The organism is Dietzia sp. 2505, from assembly GCF_040546785.1.
GTDB lineage: Bacteria > Actinomycetota > Actinomycetes > Mycobacteriales > Mycobacteriaceae > Dietzia.
The window spans coordinates 37,972-54,076 of sequence record NZ_JBEPON010000010.1; the positions used below are offsets into that span (position 1 = coordinate 37,972).

General features: G+C 71.5%; 12 protein-coding genes. 3 read left to right on the forward strand and 9 right to left on the reverse strand.

Going from position 1 to position 16,105, the window contains the following annotated elements:
- Positions 1–54 precede the first annotated feature (54 nt).
- From ABIE38_RS16865 to ABIE38_RS16875, 3 genes are all read right to left on the reverse strand, one after another.
- Positions 55–2,283 carry a S9 family peptidase gene (locus tag ABIE38_RS16865; protein ID WP_354058249.1) on the reverse strand — a complete coding sequence of 743 codons (2,229 nt, stop codon included), beginning with the start codon at positions 2,281–2,283 and terminating at the stop codon, positions 55–57.
- On the reverse strand, positions 2,280–3,173 hold the full coding sequence (locus ABIE38_RS16870) for a phosphoribosylaminoimidazolesuccinocarboxamide synthase (RefSeq protein ID WP_354058251.1): 894 nt from the start codon (positions 3,171–3,173) through the stop codon (positions 2,280–2,282). Before ABIE38_RS16870 ends, ABIE38_RS16865 begins: the two co-directional genes overlap by 4 nt.
- Before the next feature lie 72 nt (positions 3,174–3,245).
- A complete protein-coding gene (locus ABIE38_RS16875; RefSeq protein ID WP_354058253.1) occupies positions 3,246–4,109 on the reverse strand; it encodes an alpha/beta hydrolase in 864 nt (287 codons plus the stop codon).
- Positions 4,110–4,270: 161 nt separating this feature from the next.
- Between ABIE38_RS16875 and ABIE38_RS16880 the strand changes: the two genes are divergently transcribed.
- Genes ABIE38_RS16880 through ABIE38_RS16890 form a run of 3 tightly spaced genes read left to right on the forward strand, consistent with a single transcriptional unit; the run spans position 4,271 to position 8,264 of the window.
- Positions 4,271–6,325, forward strand: coding sequence for a serine hydrolase domain-containing protein (locus ABIE38_RS16880; protein ID WP_354058255.1), 2,055 nt, complete (start codon positions 4,271–4,273; stop codon positions 6,323–6,325).
- 26 nt (positions 6,326–6,351) lie between these two features.
- Complete coding sequence (locus ABIE38_RS16885) at positions 6,352–7,611, forward strand: sensor histidine kinase (protein WP_354058256.1); 1,260 nt, start codon at positions 6,352–6,354, stop codon at positions 7,609–7,611.
- A complete protein-coding gene (locus ABIE38_RS16890) occupies positions 7,608–8,264 on the forward strand; it encodes a response regulator (protein ID WP_354058258.1) in 657 nt (218 codons plus the stop codon). The genes ABIE38_RS16885 and ABIE38_RS16890 overlap by 4 nt, the downstream gene beginning before the upstream one ends.
- 6 nt (positions 8,265–8,270) lie before the next feature.
- On the opposite strand, the gene purB is transcribed toward ABIE38_RS16890, so the two are convergent.
- The 6 genes from purB to ABIE38_RS16920 all read right to left on the reverse strand — a co-directional run bounded on the left by purB (position 8,271) and on the right by ABIE38_RS16920 (position 16,049).
- Positions 8,271–9,728, reverse strand: a complete 1,458-nt coding sequence (purB, locus tag ABIE38_RS16895; RefSeq protein ID WP_354058260.1) for an adenylosuccinate lyase — start codon at positions 9,726–9,728, stop codon at positions 8,271–8,273.
- A gap of 21 nt (positions 9,729–9,749) precedes the next feature.
- Positions 9,750–9,893: a hypothetical protein gene (locus tag ABIE38_RS16900; RefSeq protein ID WP_354058262.1), complete on the reverse strand. Its 144-nt coding sequence runs from the start codon at positions 9,891–9,893 to the stop codon at positions 9,750–9,752.
- Between the two features lie 24 nt (positions 9,894–9,917).
- Positions 9,918–11,096, reverse strand: a complete 1,179-nt coding sequence (locus ABIE38_RS16905) for an aminotransferase class I/II-fold pyridoxal phosphate-dependent enzyme (protein WP_354058264.1) — start codon at positions 11,094–11,096, stop codon at positions 9,918–9,920.
- Positions 11,097–11,118: 22 nt separating this feature from the next.
- Positions 11,119–12,786, reverse strand: coding sequence for an SLC13 family permease (locus ABIE38_RS16910; protein WP_354058266.1), 1,668 nt, complete (start codon positions 12,784–12,786; stop codon positions 11,119–11,121).
- Between the two features lie 91 nt (positions 12,787–12,877).
- Positions 12,878–14,332, reverse strand: a complete 1,455-nt coding sequence (locus ABIE38_RS16915; protein ID WP_354058268.1) for a family 43 glycosylhydrolase — start codon at positions 14,330–14,332, stop codon at positions 12,878–12,880.
- Positions 14,333–14,405: 73 nt separating this feature from the next.
- Positions 14,406–16,049, reverse strand: a complete 1,644-nt coding sequence (locus ABIE38_RS16920) for an AMP-binding protein (protein WP_354058270.1) — start codon at positions 16,047–16,049, stop codon at positions 14,406–14,408.
- Between the last annotated feature and the right edge of the window lie 56 nt (positions 16,050–16,105).

Here is a 16,105-nt window from a genome sequence, read left to right on the forward strand (position 1 = left end):
GGTCCGACAACCCCGATCCGCTACCCTGATGTCCGCTCGAGTCGGGGCCTGGGCCTAGCCGGCACCGGCCGTGCGGACCGTCCACGCGTACTCGAACGCGGTCTGGCGCCACCGCTCGTATCGCCCGGAGACGCCCCCGTGACCGGCGCTCATCTCGCAGCGCAACAACACCGGCCGGTCCGCCGAGTCGGCCGAGGTCGACACCGCCCGGAGCCTGGCCACCCACTTGGCGGGCTCCACGTAGAGCACCCGGGTGTCGTTGAGCGAGGTCACTGCCAGGATCGCCGGGTAGTCCTTGGCCTCGACGTTCTCGTACGGCGCGTAGGAGGCCATGTAGTCGTAGACCTCCTCCGAGTGCAGTGGATCGCCCCACTCGTCCCACTCGATCACCGTGAGCGGGAGCTCTGGCATGAGGATCGAGGTGAGCGGATCGACGAACGGCACCACCGCCTGGATACCGACGAACAACTCCGGTGCGAGGTTGGCCACGGCGCCCATGAGCAGGCCACCCGCGCTTCCGCCCTCCGCCACCAACCGGTCCGGGGCGGTGAGCCCGGAGTCGACCAGGTGCCTGGCGCAGTCGACGAAGTCCGTGAAGGTGTTCCGCTTGGTCAGGGTCTTGCCCTGCTCGTACCAGAGGCGTCCCATCTCGCCGCCGCCCCGCACGTGAGCCACCGCGTAGGCCATTCCCCGGTCGAGCAGTGAGAGCCGGGCCACCGAGAAGGCGGGGTCGATGCTGGTCTCGTACGACCCGTAGCCGTACAGCAGGGTCGGAACCCGCTCACCCGCGTCGATCCGACCTGCGGTCTCCAGTGACATCACCAGGGAGATCGGCACCTGGGTGCCATCCCCGGCGGTGGCCCAGTCCCGGCGCTGCACGTAGCCGGCCGGGTCGTAGCCGCCGAGCACCTCCTGCTCGCGCAACAGGGTCCGCTCCCCCGTGGCCAACGCCAGGGAGTAGATACGGCCCGGGGTGACGAACGAGCCGAACCCGAACCTCAGCACCGGTGCGTCCCACTCCGGGTTCGACCCCGGGCCCGAGGTGAACAGTTCCTCGTCGAACTCCACGGGGGTGAACTCGGAATACGCCTCCACGCCCACGGTGGAGGCAGGATCCAGCGGCATCAGGGAGAACCGGGGCAGCGCCTGCTCCCGGTAGCCGAGCACCAGCACGCGGGCGAACGCGTCGACCCCCTCCACCCGCACGTCGTCGCGGTGCGGCACGAGCGGGTTCAGGTCCCTGAAGTCGCCTTCGACCGAGCCGGCAGGCGCCTCGACCACGGCGAAGTTGGGCGACCCCGCGTTGTGGGTGATGAGGAAGCGGTCCTCGCCTCCGACGACCGCGTGCTCGACGTCGTACTCGACGCCCTCCTCGCGAGGCCGTACGCACCAGAACTCACCCACCGGGTCTGCGGAATCCAGGCACCACACCTCTGTGGTGATCTTGGACCCCGCGGCGATCTGCAGGTACTTCTCGCTGCGCGTCTCGCCGACCCCGATCCAATAGGACTCGTCGGGCTCGTGGAACACCTTGTCGTCGTCGTCCCGCGTGGTCCCCAGACGGTGACGCCACACGGTGTCGGGTCGCCACGCCTCGTCGACCGTCACATAGAACACGTACTGCCCGTCGCGGGACCAGGTCACGCCGGCCGCAATGCCCGAGATCTCTTCGTCCGGCGCCGTGTGCTCGGGGTCCAGGGACCGGAAACGCAGGGTGTAGCGCTCGTCGCCCTCGGTGTCGGTGGCCCAGGCGAGGACGCGGCCGTCGTGGCTGACCGAGAACGCGCCGAGCGCGAAGTACTCGTGCCCCTCGGCCTCCGCGTTGCCGTCCAGCAGCAGCTGCTCCCCGGGGAGCTCGACACCGGGCGAGACCTCCGGCGGGACCCACCCGGCCGGGTCGCCGGGATCCGACACGAACTCCGGAGGGACGGGGACGCGGCAGTGCCGGGCGTAGGACAGGCCCTCCGAGGTACGGGAGAAGTACCACCAGCCTGCGGCCCGCACGGGAACCGACATGTCGGTCTCCTTGACGCGGGAACGGATCTCTTCATAGACCTCGTCCTCGAGCGGCTTCTGACCGACTGTCATCGCGTCGGTGTACGCGTTCTCCGCCTCCAGGTACTCGCGGGTCGCCGGGGCGTCCTTGTCGCGCAGCCACTCGTAGTCATCCACGAAGACGCGGCCGTGGTGCTCACGGCGGTGGGGGCGGCGCTCGGCGCGGGGCGGCGCGGGGACCCTCTGGTCGGTGGCGGTCTCGCTGCCGGTGGCGTCATAGGCGCTCATGCGGACTCACCGCCGAGCCACTCCGAGAACCGCAGGCCTGAGATCCGCTCGTACGCCTCGATGTACCGTGCCCGGGTCGCCTCGACCACCTCCGGTGGGAGCGGGGGCGGCGGGGAATCCGAGGTTCGGTCCCAGCCCGAGTCCGGGCCGGTGAGCCAGTCGCGCACGTACTGCTTGTCGAAACTGGGCTGGACGCGGCCGGCCTCGTACCCGTCCGCCGGCCAGTACCGCGAGGAGTCCGGGGTGAGCACCTCGTCGGCCAGGATCAACTCGCCCTCGGACAGCCCGAACTCGAACTTCGTGTCCGCCAGCAGCACCCCCCGGTCGGCGGCCATCTCAGCCGCCCGGGCGTACACCTCCAGGGTCGCGGTCCGGAGCCGGCCGGCCAGCTCGTCGCCCACGATCCCGGAGAGCTGCTCGAACGAGATGTTCTCGTCGTGGTCGCCCACCGCGGCCTTGGTGGCGGGCGTGAAGATCGGCTCCGGCAGCCGGCTGGCCTCGACGAGCCCCTCGGGGAGCTCGACACCGCACACCGACCCCGACTCGCGGTACTCGACCATCCCGGAGCCGGTCAGGTAGCCGCGGGCGACGCACTCGGCCTGCACCATGTCCAGGCGGCGCACGACCATCGCCCGGCCGAGCACCTCGGCGGGGATCCGTGCGTCGTCGAGAGGCCCCGCCAGGTGGTTCGGCACATCGAGGGCGTCGAAGAAGTAGGCGCTCATGGCAGTGAGCACACGGCCCTTGTCGGGGATCGGCGTGCCGAGCACGTGGTCGTACGCCGAGATGCGGTCGGTGGCCACCAGGAGCAGCGTCTCGCCGTCGATCTCGTATAACTCGCGGACCTTCCCGGCGGCGAGATGGCGGTAGGAGGAGAGCTCGGGTCGCATGGGGGCCAGCGTAGTCGGCGCCCCTGCGGCCGCCCCGCCGGACGAGCGGTATCGGCCGGGACGCCGGGGGCGTCAGCCCAGCCGCGCGTCCAGCCACTCCCCGAGCGCCGCGTACGCCTCGTCCGCACACAGGTCGTTGAACAGCTCGTGCAGGCCGCCCTCGAACTCCCGGTAGGTGATCTCCGGCCGCGGGTCGTGGTCCGATCCCGCGACCTGGGCGAACCGGCGCGCGCCCGTCGGTGAGGTGATGGAGTCCGCGGACCCGTTGATCACCAGGGTCGGCAACCGCAGGGTGCTCGAGCGCTCCAGGAACTTCTGCCCGCCCGCGAGCAGAGTCCCCGCGGCCAGCGCCGGCACCCCCTTGTGGTGGACGAGCGGGTCGGAGGTGTAGTCCGAGACGTACTCGGGAACGCGGGAGATCTCGTTCGGGTCCAGCTTCTCCACGGGCAGGAACGGCAGGAGCCGGGCGATCACAGGGGCTGCAGCCCGGAGCGGCGCGGGTGTGCTCTCACCCACGACGATGCCGGGAGAGGACAGGATCAGCCCCGCCAGGTCCCACGGGCGCCGGAGAGCGGACTCCCCGGCGATCAACCCACCCATCGAGTGCCCCATGAGCAGACGGGGCAGGGTCCCGGTCCCCACGCCCTCGGGGGTCCGGGTCCATTCCAGGACCGCGTCGCGGACGGCCAGGTTGTCCCGGATGTGGGCCTCCGTGGCGACCCTGGCCCGCGGTCCGGGGGCCGTGCCGTGCCCCCGGAGATCGTAGGTGACCACGTTCACGCCGCGGTCCACCAGGAACCCCACCGTCCGCCCGTACCGGCCGGAGTGCTCACCGAAGCCGTGGACCAGCAGTAGCAGGGCCCGGGGATTCTCGGCGTGGTGCAGGGTCGCCTGCAGACCGGAGGTACCGGGGACGGGGATGACGGTCTCGCGCATGCGCCGAGACTAGCGCCCGGAGGCCGCCGGCCTCCCCCAAAGGTGCCAACCGGTTTTCCACCTCCGGCCTCAAGACCGACGACCGCGCGCGGACGAGCATGGGTCCGGTCAGAGAAACCTGTCCGGACGCCGTCCGGGTACCCACAGCGCAGGAGGTTCCCGTGGTCCCCACCACCCTCGCCCCGTCACCGGAGGCACCGCCCGGCCGTTGCCGCACTCGCCGGACTCACCGCGCGGCCGTCGCGGTCCTCGGTGCGGTCGTGGCCGCGACGCTCGGCGCGTGCGGATCGGCGGAACCACCGCCCGACCCGCACCAGTCCCCACCGGCCCTCGCCGCCGACCTGACCCGAGCGGACGTGGACGCATGGCTCGACCGGACGATCCCACCGGCGCTCGAGTCCGGGCGGATCGCGGGAGCGACGGTCTCCGTCGTGCGGGACGGCGAGATACTCACCGCCCGCGGGTTCGGGCAGGCCGACGTCGGCGCCGGGACCGTCGTCGACCCGGAGGCCACCCTGTTCCGGGTGGGGTCGGTGTCGAAAATGGTGACGGCGACCGCCGTGATGCAACTCGTCGAACGCGGCGAGGTCGACCTGGACACCGACGTCGAGCAGTACACCGGCCTCGACCTCCCCCACGAACACCCCGTGACACTGAGGCACCTGCTCAGCCACACCCCCGGCTACGAGGAGCGGGCCGCCGGACTCTTCGTTGCGCCGGGGCAGGCCGTCGACCTGCGCCGATCGCTGGTGGAGGACCCTCCCGCCCAGGTGTACGAGCCGGGCACCACGCCCGCGTACTCCAACTACGGCAACGCGCTCGCCGGGTATGTGGTGGAGGCCGTGAGCGGCGTGCCGTTCGAGGACTACGTCGACCGGAACATCCTCGCCCCGGCCGGGATGACGTCGTCCTCCTTCGCTCAACCCCTCCCGGATCACCTGGCGGCGCGCGTAGCCCAGGGGTACCCGACATCGGATGAGGCGCCGATCCCCTTCGAGGTGGTCGGGGTGCCGCCCGCGGGCTCGATGAGCGCCACGGCCACGGACATGGCGCGGTTCATGCTCGCCCATCTCGGCCACCCCGCCGGCGACGGCGCGGGCACGGGTGCGGGCGCGGACACGGGTGCGGGCACGCGCGTCCTCGACGACGAGACCCTCCAGGTCATGCGGGAACCCGCCCTCGACGCCAGCACCCTGGGCGCCCTGGCCGCAGGTCACAGGATGGGCCTGGGCTGGTTCGACGAGTCCCGCGACGGACGGGACGTCGTCGGACACGGCGGCGACACCCTCGCGTTCCACTCCCACCTCCAGCTGTGGCCCGACGACGACACGGGCGTCTTCGTCTCCTTCAACAGCACCGGCGTCGACGGCGCCGCGCTGCTGTTGCGCGAGGACCTGCTCGACGGGTTCGCCGACCGATACCTCCCCGCCGGCGGCGCCGATCCCGTCACCGTCGACCCCGCGACCCGGGCGGAGCACGCCCGCGCCCTCGCCGGGACATACGAGAGCACGCGCGGATTCCACACCACCTTCCTCACCGTGGCCGGGCCCCTCCAGCCGATCCGGGCGGAGGTCGTCGACGGCGACAGGGTGCGGTTCTCCCCCGGGGTGGCGCTGCGGCCCACCCTCTATGAGGAGACCGAGCCGTGGCTGTACCGGGAGGTCGACGGACACCGGGTCCTCGCGGTGCGGACGGATTCCGACGGGCAGGTGCAGCTCATCGGCCACGACTCGGCGATGTCGCTGACGCCGGTGAGCGCGGCCCGGGCGGCGGCGATGCCGGTCCTGGCCGGAGGTCTCGTGGTGCTGCTGGTGACCGTCCTGGCGTGGCCCGTCGGGGCCGTGGTGAGGCGGGCGCGCAGGCGCCGCGGCACCGCTCATGGTGACGCGCCGGCCCGCGGTCCCGTCCGGGTCCCGCGCATGCTGACCAGGGTCGCGGCCCTGTCGGCGATCCTGGGGATGCTCACCTGGGCCCACGTCGTCGTCGCCGTCATGGGCATGGAGGCGGTACCGACCGCGGTGATCCGGACGGCGCAGGTCCTCACCGCGGTCGGAGTGCTCGGCCTACCCGCCGCGGTATGGCTGGTGGCCGCCGAGATCCGCACCCGCTCGGGGTGGTTCCGCCCGACCGCCGCGGCCGTGGTGCTGCTCGGGTTCGCGGCGCTGACGTTCGGTGCGCTCGAGTTCCTGCTCCTGTCCCCTGACATCAGCTACTGACGGGCCGGTACGACAAGATGTCCGTCATGCGCACCGGCCAGCTCACCATCCCCGGGGCCTGGTGGGATGCACGCCTGACCAGGCTGGGGATCCGCGGGCCGGTGGCCCGTGACGCGCTGCTCGCGGTGGCGGTCGCGGCGGTCATGGCCGTGCTCGTCCTCACGGCCATGCGGTACGCGCCGGCCGACCTCGCCCCCGCCGAGGGGACGATGGCGTGGTTCGTGGTGATCGTCGTGGTCCAGTCCCTGGCACTCGTGTTGCGACGGGTGCGCGTGGGAATGTGCGCGGCGCTGGTGATCGGCACGCAGGTCGGCCTGGTGGCGCTCGACCCGGAGGTCTCGGTGAGAGGGGTCGCGGGGGTCGTCGTGGCGGTGACTCTGGGGACGGTGTTCCCGGCCGGGCGGGCGCTGAGGATGGCTGCCGCCGCGACCCTGGTGGAGGCCGTGGCGGTCGCGGCGGTCTCACTCGCCCGGGGCGCTGGCGTCGGGATCGTGGTCGAGCACGTGATCTCCACAGTCGTGGTGTGGATGGCATCGGTGCTGCTCGGGGTGTATCTCGCCACCAGACGGGACCACCTGCGGCTCGTGCAGGAGCGCGCCGATCGACTCGCGCGGGACCGGGACACCCGGGTGAGGTCGGCCGTCGTCGAGGAACGGGCCCGTCTGGCCCGCGAGCTGCACGACGTGGCCGCCCACCACCTGTCGGGGATGGTCGTCCAGGCAGCGGCCGTGGAGCGGCTCGTCGGCCGGGACCCCGACGCCGCGCGGGCCGGGGCCGCGTGGTTGCGGGACCAGGGCCGCGAGACCCTCGACAACCTGCGGCAGATGGTCGGGCTGCTGCGCGAGGACGCCGGCGACCGCGACGGACTTGCGCCACTACCGGGGATCGCGGCGCTCGACCACCTGACCAGGACAGCCCGGGCTCTCGGTGACCGGGTGACCGTCGAATTCGTCGGCGACCCGGTCCCCCTGCCGACACTCGTGGACGTGTCGGTGTTCCGGGTGGCGCAACAGGCCGTGACGAACGCCCGGCAGCACGCGGGCGGCGCGGACGTGACGATGCGGGTGACGTACGAGACCGACGGGGTGATGCTCGAGGTGTACAACGGTCCCGCGTCAGAGGGGTCGGTACCGTTGCGGGGCACACACGGCGGGACCGGACTGGCGGTCATGCGCGAGCGCGCCGGCCTCATCGGGGGAACCCTCGACGCGGGCGGGACCGATGACGGCGGGTGGCGGGTACGGCTGCGGGTCCCCGTGGCCACGGAGGACGGGGGGCTCGCGTGATCCGGGTGGCACTGGTGGACGACCAGGCGGTCGTGCGCGCCGGGTTCCGGGTGCTCCTGGAGGAAGCCACGGACCTCGACGTGGTCGGGGAGGCGTCCAGTGGACCCGAGGCCGTCACCATGGTGCGCCGCACCCGGCCCGACGTCGTCTGCATGGACGTGCGGATGCCCGGCGGGGACGGGCTCACCGCGACCCGGCAGATCGTCGCCGAACGCGACGGTGATCTGCCCGCCGTGCTCGTGGTGACGACCTTCGACCTCGACGACTACGTGTTCGGGGCCCTCGAGGCCGGGGCCAGCGGCTTCATCCTCAAGGACTGCGACCCCGCCGACCTCGCGCACGCCATCCGACGCCTCGCCCGCGGAGAGGGGATGGTCGACCAGGCCGTGACCCGACGCGTGATCGCCGAGTTCGCCCGTCGGCGCCGGGCCCCCGACCCCGCAGAGGCCGCCGACCCCCTCACCCCCCGCGAGCGTGACATCGTCCGGCTACTCGCCGAGGGCATGTCGAACGCCGAGATCGCCGCCGCCCTCCACGTGGAACAGTCCACCGTGAAGTCACACCTGGGGCGGGCCATGACCAAGCTCGGCACCAGGGACCGGTTGCAGACCGTGGTGTGGGCCTACCGGACGGGGGTCGCCGGCGGGGCCTGACTCCCGCTAGAGGATCGAGCCCGGGGCGTACCCGGCGGCCTCCGGGTACCGGGCCACGAGTGCCTGGACGCGGGCGGCGACGGCGTCGACCTGGTCACCGGCGGCACCGACGAACGCGGCGCGGTCGGCCAGTGCCCCCTCGAGCGCCGCGCGGTCGAGCGGCAGACGGTCGTCGGCGGCGAGCCGGTCGACGAGGTCGGGCTCGCGGCCCTCCTCCCGCATCGCCAGCGCCACCGCCACCGCGTTCTCCTTGATCGCCTCGTGCGCGACCTCCCGGCCGACCCCTGCCCGGACGGCCGCCATGAGGACCTTGGTGGTGGCCAGGAACGGCAGGTACCGCTGCAGCTCCTTGTCGAGCACCGCGGGGTAGGCGCCGAACTCGTCAAGGACCGTCAGGAAGGTCTCGAACATCCCGTCCAGTGCGAAGAACGCGTCCGGCAGTGCCACCCGGCGCACCACCGAGCAGAAGACGTCGCCCTCGTTCCACTGCGCGCCGGCGAGCTCGGCCGCCATGGAGCCGTACCCGCGGAGGACCACCTGGAGTCCGTTGACCCGCTCGCAGGAGCGGGTGTTCATCTTGTGCGGCATCGCCGACGACCCGACCTGCCCGGGCTGGAACCCCTCGGTCACCAACTCGTGTCCGGCCATGAGCCGGATCGTGTGGGCCAGGGAGGAGGGGCCGGCCCCCAGCTGGACCAGGGCGGAGACGACCTCGTGGTCGAGGGACCGCGGGTACACCTGTCCGACCGAGTCCAGGGTCCGGGAGAAACCCAGGTGCTCGGCGATGCGGCTCTCGAGCTCCGACATCTTCCCGGCGTCGCCCCCGAGCAGGTCGAGCATGTCCTGCGCGGTGCCCATCGGGCCCTTGATCCCGCGCAGGGGGTACCGCTCCAACAGTGAGTCGACCCGCTCGAGTGCCAACAGCAGCTCATCGGCCGCGGAGGCGAAGCGCTTGCCCAGGGTGGTGGCCTGCGCGGCGACATTGTGACTGCGGCCGGCCATGACCTGGTCGCGGTGCGCCACCGCGTGCTCGGCCAAGCGGCGGGCCGCCGCCACCCCGCGGTCCCGGACCAGCTCGAGGGAGCGGACCACCTGGAGCTGCTCGACGTTCTCGGTGAGGTCCCGGCTCGTCATCCCCTTGTGGATCTGCTCGTGCCCGGCGAGGGCGTTGAACTCCTCGATCCTCGCCTTGACATCGTGCCGGGTCACCCGCTCGCGATTGGCGATCGACGCCAGGTCCACATGATCGATCACGGCCTCGTAGGCCTCGATCACGCCGTCGGGGACGGTGATGCCCAGATCACGCTGGGCGCGCAGGACCGCGATCCACAGCTGACGCTCGAGCACGATCTTGTGCTCGGCGGACCACAGCGTGGCCAGGTCGGCGCTCGCGTAGCGCGAGGCGAGGACGTTGGAGATCCGGGGCTTGGTGGCCCGGGCGGGTACGGCGTTCTGGGCGGTCACGCCCCCAGTATCGCAGCCCGGTCAGGAGATCATCGAGCCGCCGGTGGACCCGGCGAGGATCTCACGCGCGTTGAGGTAGACCTGATCCACCGTCAGCGGCGCCTCGAGCAACAGCCACGGGCGGGTGATGTAGACGATGGTGGTGATGATCTCGACGGAACCCATGCGCCGACGTTAACCCGTGGGCCGCTATCGCGGGACCAGTACGGCCTCCAGCCGGTCCATCGCCTCGGCGATCTCGGCGGTGTCCCCGGCGAAGCTCAGACGCACCGTGTGCCGACCGTCGACGGTGTCGAAGTCGACGCCGGGTGTCAGCGCGACCCCCGTGCGTTCGAGGATCTCGGCGCACCACGCCACCGAGTCGTCGGTCCACCCCGAGACGTCGAAGTAGGTGTAGAAGGCGCCGTCGGGAGGTGCGGTCTCCCCCACCCCGAGTCCGGCGAGCCGGCGCAGCACGAGCTCGCGGTTCCGGGCGTATCGCTCCACGTGTGAGTCGAGCTCGGCGGCCGAGGCCTCGGTGAACGCGGCGACGGCGGCGAACTGGGCGTGCGCGGGCGGGCAGATGGTGAGGTTGCCGATGAGCCGGTCCACGGGGGCGCTCAGATATCGCGGCAGGAGCATCCACCCGATCCGCCACCCGGTCATGGAGAAGTACTTGGACACCGAACCCATCACCACGGACTCGCGGCTCGTCCGCCACGCGCTCGCGCACTCCCGACCGTACGTGACCCCGTGGTAGATCTCGTCGCTGACCAGCAGCGTGCCGTGGGCCTCGCACCAGCGCGCGAGGGCGGCGAGTTCGGCGGAGTCGATGATCGTCCCGGTCGGGTTGGCGGGACTGGCCACGATGAGGCCGGCGGGCGGGTGGCCCAGCTCCGCCGTGACCGCCTCGAGCTGCGCGACCGTGGGTTGGTACCGGGTCTCGGGGCCGCAGGCGATCTCGTGGACGCGGCACCCCAGGGCCTGGAGGGTGTTCCGGTAGGCGGGGTACCCGGGGCGGGCCATGACGACGGTGTCCCCGGGATCGAACGCGGCCAGGAAGAGCACCGTGAATCCGCCGGACGATCCGGTGGTGACGACGACGTCGTCGGCGGTCACCTCGACACCGTCCACCCGCCGGTGGTGGTCCGCGATCGCCTCCCGGAGCGGCCGGATGCCGAGCGCCTCGGTGTAGCCGAGGATCTCGCCGTCCACCGCACGCCGCGCGGCCTCCAGCACCGGCCCGGGCGCCGGGGTCGAGGGCTGCCCGGCACACAGGGAGATCACGTCGCCGTGGGTCTCCTGACGCCGCGCCGCCGCGGCCAGGACGCTCATGACGTGGAACGGCTCGACAGCCGACCTGAGAGAGGGGGTACGCGCGACGCTCATGCCCCCGACGCTAGCGCCCCCGTCAGGAGGTCAGTCCGAACACCCACACCAACAAGGTCATGGTGACGAGCGTGATGAGCACTACCCCGACGAGGTTGAGCCACACCCCGCCGCGGATCATCTGGCCGATCGTCACGTATCCGGATCCGTACGCGATGGCGTTGGGCGGGGTCGCCACCGGCAGCATGAACGCGCAGGTGGCGGCCAGCGCGACCGGGACCGCCAGCAGCATCGGGTCGAGGCCGAGACCCAGCGCCACTCCACCTGCGACCGGCAGGAACGTCGCGGCGGTGGCGGTGTTACTGGTCAGTTCGGTCAGGATGAGGACCCCGCCGGCGGCGACGACGACGAGCAGGACGACCGGCAGGCCTCCGAGGGCTGCGGACTTCTCACCGATCCAGTCGGTGAGCCCGGACCCGGAGAACTGGGCCGACAGCGCCAGTCCGCCGCCGAAGAGCAGGAGCACCCCCCAGGGCAGGGCCAGGGCGGCCTCCCACGTCAACAGTCGTACGCCACGCGCGGTGCCGGCGGGGAGCAGGAACAGCACGAGTCCGGCGATCAACGCGATCCCCGCGTCGGAGACGGGCGGGTCCTCCCACACCAGCGGCACCGCCACCCACGCGACCGCGGCGGCGACGAACACGGCCAGGACGCGCTTCTCGCCCGACGATATGGGTCCGAGGCTGCGCAGCTCGTCGTCGAACAGCTGCCGCCCCCCGGGGATCCGCTCCACCTCCGGCTTGAACAGCACCTTGGTGAGCAGGAACCAGGCGACCACCAGCATCACGATCGACAGTGGGAGACCCACCATCATCCACCGGCCGAAACCCAGGATGATGCCGTGCTCGCTCTCGAGGTAGCCGGCGAGCAGGGTGTTGGGCGGGGTACCGATGATCGTCGCGAGCGATCCGATCGACGCGGCATAGGCGATGCCCAACATGAGCGCGGTCCCGAAGTTGGACCGGATGACGGCTTTCTTGACCTCGTCGGACGTCGGGTCGGACGAGGAGTCCATCCGGGGCATCGATCCCTCGGGGTCGTCCTCCTCCCCATCGGACCCGCTCCTACCCAGCTCGGAGGCGAGCATGAGGACGGAGACGCCGATCGGCAGCATCATCACGGCCGTGGCGGTGTTGGACACCCACATACTCAGGAAGCCGGTCGCGATCATGAACCCGGCGATGACCCGCGTCGAGCGGGTGCCCATCGCCCGGACCGTCAGCAGGGCGATCCGTCGGTGCAGGTTCCACCTCTGCATGGCGATCGCGATGAGGAACCCACCCATGAACAGGAAGATGATGTTGTTCCCGTACTGGGCGCCGACGTCGTCGACCGAGATGTCCTGGCCCAGCACCGGGAACGCGATGAGCGGCACCAGCGCGGTGGCGGGGATGGGGATGCACTCGGTCATCCACCAGATCCCCAGCAACACCGCCACCGCGGCGGTCAGTCGCGCGTTGTGCTCCAGATCGCCCGGCATGGCCGTGTAGACCAGCACCGCCGCCACGACCCCGGCGACGGTCCCGATCACACTGCGGACGAACTCGCCTCGGGGCACGGCGCCGTCGCGCTCACCGGGCGACTTCTGCTGGATCTCCGCGCCGCGGTCCGGGTCGGGGTCCAGGCCGCTCAGGTGCGGGGCCATGACCATCCTGCGGCCCCTCGGTCGATCACGGTCGCCGGCTGCCATCGCCTTCTCCCTCGCGCGTCACGCATCCCGGAGCGGCCCCCCGGGATGTCGTGCACTCACCGTAAACGCGATCCCGGCGCGGGTCACCCGATCAGCCCCCGAGCGATCCCAGCGGCGCCGAACCGAGCGCCCCCGAGCCCATCGAGAGCGACCCGTCGGGGGCCACCTCGAGGCCGAACACGGCCAGCTCGCGAGCCGGCACGCCGGCGTCGCCCACGGACACGACGAGCTCGTACCGCCCCGGGGAGAGTGGGGCCGCAGGGCGGAAGGTCAGAGTTCGGGTCACGGTCGCACCCGCGCCCACGGTCTGGGGGACGGACGGCCGTGGCTGCCCGTCGACGAGCACGGGCAGCTCGAGCCGGCGCTTGTCGGGTCCGGTGAGTGCGGCGCGCAGGTCGCCGGAGTAGGCGGACCCCGTCGACTCCATCCGGACCGAAGCGTCGAGCACCTGTCCGTCCCGGTCCGGACGCAGCACCGCTCCACCGACCGCCGTGAGCCGTACCGGGAGGATGACGACGGGATCGGCGGACCGGGTCGAGGACGGGGTACCGTCCCCGACCACCGGCCACCCGCCGACCCAGTCCAGGCGGTCGAGCATCATGTATCGCCGTTGCACCCCGTTGGGGAGCACGGCGCTGCCACGAGGGGCGGCGTGGTAGAGCATCCAGTCCTGCCCGGCATCGTCGGTGGTCACGTCGACGTGACCCGGTCCCACCCAGTCGGCGTCACCCTTGAGGACCACGTCCCCGGGCAGCGGGGAACCCGGCCCCTGCACCAACGGGCGCTGCTGCCGATCGGCATACGGGCCCATCACGTCGTCGGCCCGACCCCCCAGGACGCGGTACTGCGACTGCTCACCGTCGCAACACAGTCCTGCACTGGTGAACAAGTGCGTCCTGCCCTCGCGGCTGACGACGGCCGGAGCCTCGACGCCCGTGCCGGCCACCAGGACGGGGTCGCCGACGAGAGCGGTGCCCGCGGGATCCATCCGCACCGCGTGGATCCCCTCGAAGTTGCCCATGAACATGACCGGGCCGTCGGCCGTGAACACCACCTCAGGGTCCATCGGGTCCAGATCCTGGTAGGGCTCTGCGGCCCCGAAGCAGACGATCGGTGCGACCCCGTGGGTCCACGGGCCCTCGATCCCCGGCGCGGTGGCCATCCCGATACAGGGGGACGGTCCGCCGGTCGTGTAGTACATGACGGCTCCGGCGTCCGTGACGTGGACGTCCGGTGCCCAGAGGAACGAGCCCGGCGGTGCCCACGCGGGGCGGGATCCGAAGGCGTCCCCCACATACTCCCACTCGACGAGGTCGAAGGATCGGAAGTGCGGCACGAGCCGGTACCCGGCGCCGTCAGACCAGTCGTCCGAGGACGCGTAGACGTGGAACGCCCCGTCCGCTCCCCTCTGGACCGACGGGTCCGGGGCGATCGAGGAGATCACAGGGTTCGCGGCCGCGGGCACCGCCGCGGTGGCCGACACGAGGGGGATGACGATGGCCAGCGCTGCAGCGCCGAGGGCGCGGGCTCCGCGCGGGATTTTCATCGACCGAGCATAGACCCGTGAACCGTCTTTATGTCACCGTACTTAACTTCCGCTTCGAGCGATCGCCCCGGTCCTACTTCGCCCCACGCTCCTTTCGCAGCAGGAAGCGCTGGATCTTGCCCGACGGCGTCTTGGGCAGCTCACGGGCGAAGTGGACCTTCCGGGGGAACGCGTGGGCCGCGAACTCCGTCTTGACCCACTTCTGCAGTTCCTCCGCCTTGTCGTCGTCACCCTCGACACCGTCGCGCAGCACGACGTACGCCTCGAGCACCTCACCGGCCAGTTCGTCGGGGACACCGATGATCGCCGACTCCAGCACGTCCGGGTGCTTGGCCAGGACGGACTCCACGTCGAACGGGCCGATCCGGTAGCCGGACATGATGATCACGTCGTCGTCGCGGCTCGAGAAGTAGAAATGCCCGTCGGCATCGAGTTTGGCCGCGTCGCCCGTGTAGTACCAGCGGCCGTCCGAGCTGAACCGCTCGGCAGTCTTCTCGGGCGCATCGTGGTACCCCGTGAACCACATGAGCGGGCTGGCGGGGACGTCGATCGCGACGCGGCCGAGTTCCCCGACCGGCGCGGTCTCGTCGGAGTCGGCCGCGAGCACGGTGCACCCCCACCCGGGAAGCGGCACTCCCATGGACCCGGGACGGACGTCCTCACGCAGCGAGTCGTGCCAGGGGTTGATGATGAACATCCCGTGCTCGGTCTGGCCGTACTGGTCCCGGACCTCGACACCGAACTGCTCGATCGACCACTCGATCACCTCGGGGGTGAGCGGCTCACCGGCGGCGGAGGCCCTGCGGAGCCTCACGTCCGGCGCGATGTCGCGCTTGGCGCGCATGGTCCGGTAGACCGTCGGCGCGGCCGCGAAGTTGGTGACCCCGTAGTACTGCAGGACCGCGAACGCCAGCTCCGGGCTGTATCGGGCGTGGAGCAGCAGGCTGCGCCGGCCCACGGCCAGAGGACCGAGGATGCCGTAGTAGAGGCCGTACGCCCAGCCCGGATCGGCGCCGTTCCAGAACACGTCGTCGGCGCGCACGTCCAGACCGGTCTCGATGTACTGGTGGAACGCGGCGAGCGCGCGGACGGGGACGACGACTCCCTTGGGGGTGCCGGTGGTGCCCGAGGTGAAGAGCATCACCATCCCGGCGTCCGGGCCGGTGACCGCGGCCTCGCGACCGGGCTCCTGGTCGCCGACGATCGTGTCGAGGTCGAGGTCTCCCTCCCTGGCCCCGGGGCAGTCCGCGAGGCCGGCCACGACCACCGGGATCGACGTGGTCTCGAGCTTCCCCCGCTGGTCGGCGTCGGACACGATCACCCGGGCGTCCCCGCCGGTGATTCGCATCTCGATGGCGGGCCAGGCGAACGCGGTGAACAGCGGCATGTGCACCGCGCCCAGGCGCCAGATCCCCATGAGGGTGAACACCAGGTCCGCGGACTTGGCCATGAGCGTGGCGACCCGGTCCCCCTCGCCCACACCGAGGGACTCCAGGGCGGCGGCCACCTTCTCGCTCCCGACCTTCAGCTCGCCGTAGGTGATGTCGCGACCGGACAGGTCGGCATCGATCACGGTGAATGCCACGGCGTCGGGGTCGTGGCGGTCGCACAGGAACTCCGCCGCACTCGCTCCGGGGACGTCGTAGATCGCCAGGAGCTCGTCCGGGGACAGGGGCGTACCGGTGGGCGGCGTGGTCTCGGCTGTATCTGCAGACATGTCTGCAGATACTGCTGCAGAGGCCCGCCGCACACCACCCACCGACGGGCACCCCC

Bases quoted from the DNA above. Each gene is read 5' to 3' on its own strand.
- ABIE38_RS16865 (WP_354058249.1), bottom strand. From the start codon at position 2,283: ATGAGCGCCTATGACGCCACCGGCAGCGAGACCGCCACCGACCAGAGG.
- ABIE38_RS16870 (WP_354058251.1), bottom strand. From the start codon at position 3,173: ATGCGACCCGAGCTCTCCTCCTACCGCCATCTCGCCGCCGGGAAGGTC.
- ABIE38_RS16875 (WP_354058253.1), bottom strand. From the start codon at position 4,109: ATGCGCGAGACCGTCATCCCCGTCCCCGGTACCTCCGGTCTGCAGGCG.
- ABIE38_RS16885 (WP_354058256.1), top strand. From the start codon at position 6,352: ATGCGCACCGGCCAGCTCACCATCCCCGGGGCCTGGTGGGATGCACGC.
- ABIE38_RS16900 (WP_354058262.1), bottom strand. From the start codon at position 9,893: ATGGGTTCCGTCGAGATCATCACCACCATCGTCTACATCACCCGCCCG.
- ABIE38_RS16905 (WP_354058264.1), bottom strand. From the start codon at position 11,096: ATGAGCGTCGCGCGTACCCCCTCTCTCAGGTCGGCTGTCGAGCCGTTC.
- ABIE38_RS16910 (WP_354058266.1), bottom strand. From the start codon at position 12,786: ATGGCAGCCGGCGACCGTGATCGACCGAGGGGCCGCAGGATGGTCATG.
- ABIE38_RS16915 (WP_354058268.1), bottom strand. From the start codon at position 14,332: ATGAAAATCCCGCGCGGAGCCCGCGCCCTCGGCGCTGCAGCGCTGGCC.
- ABIE38_RS16920 (WP_354058270.1), bottom strand. From the start codon at position 16,049: ATGTCTGCAGATACAGCCGAGACCACGCCGCCCACCGGTACGCCCCTG.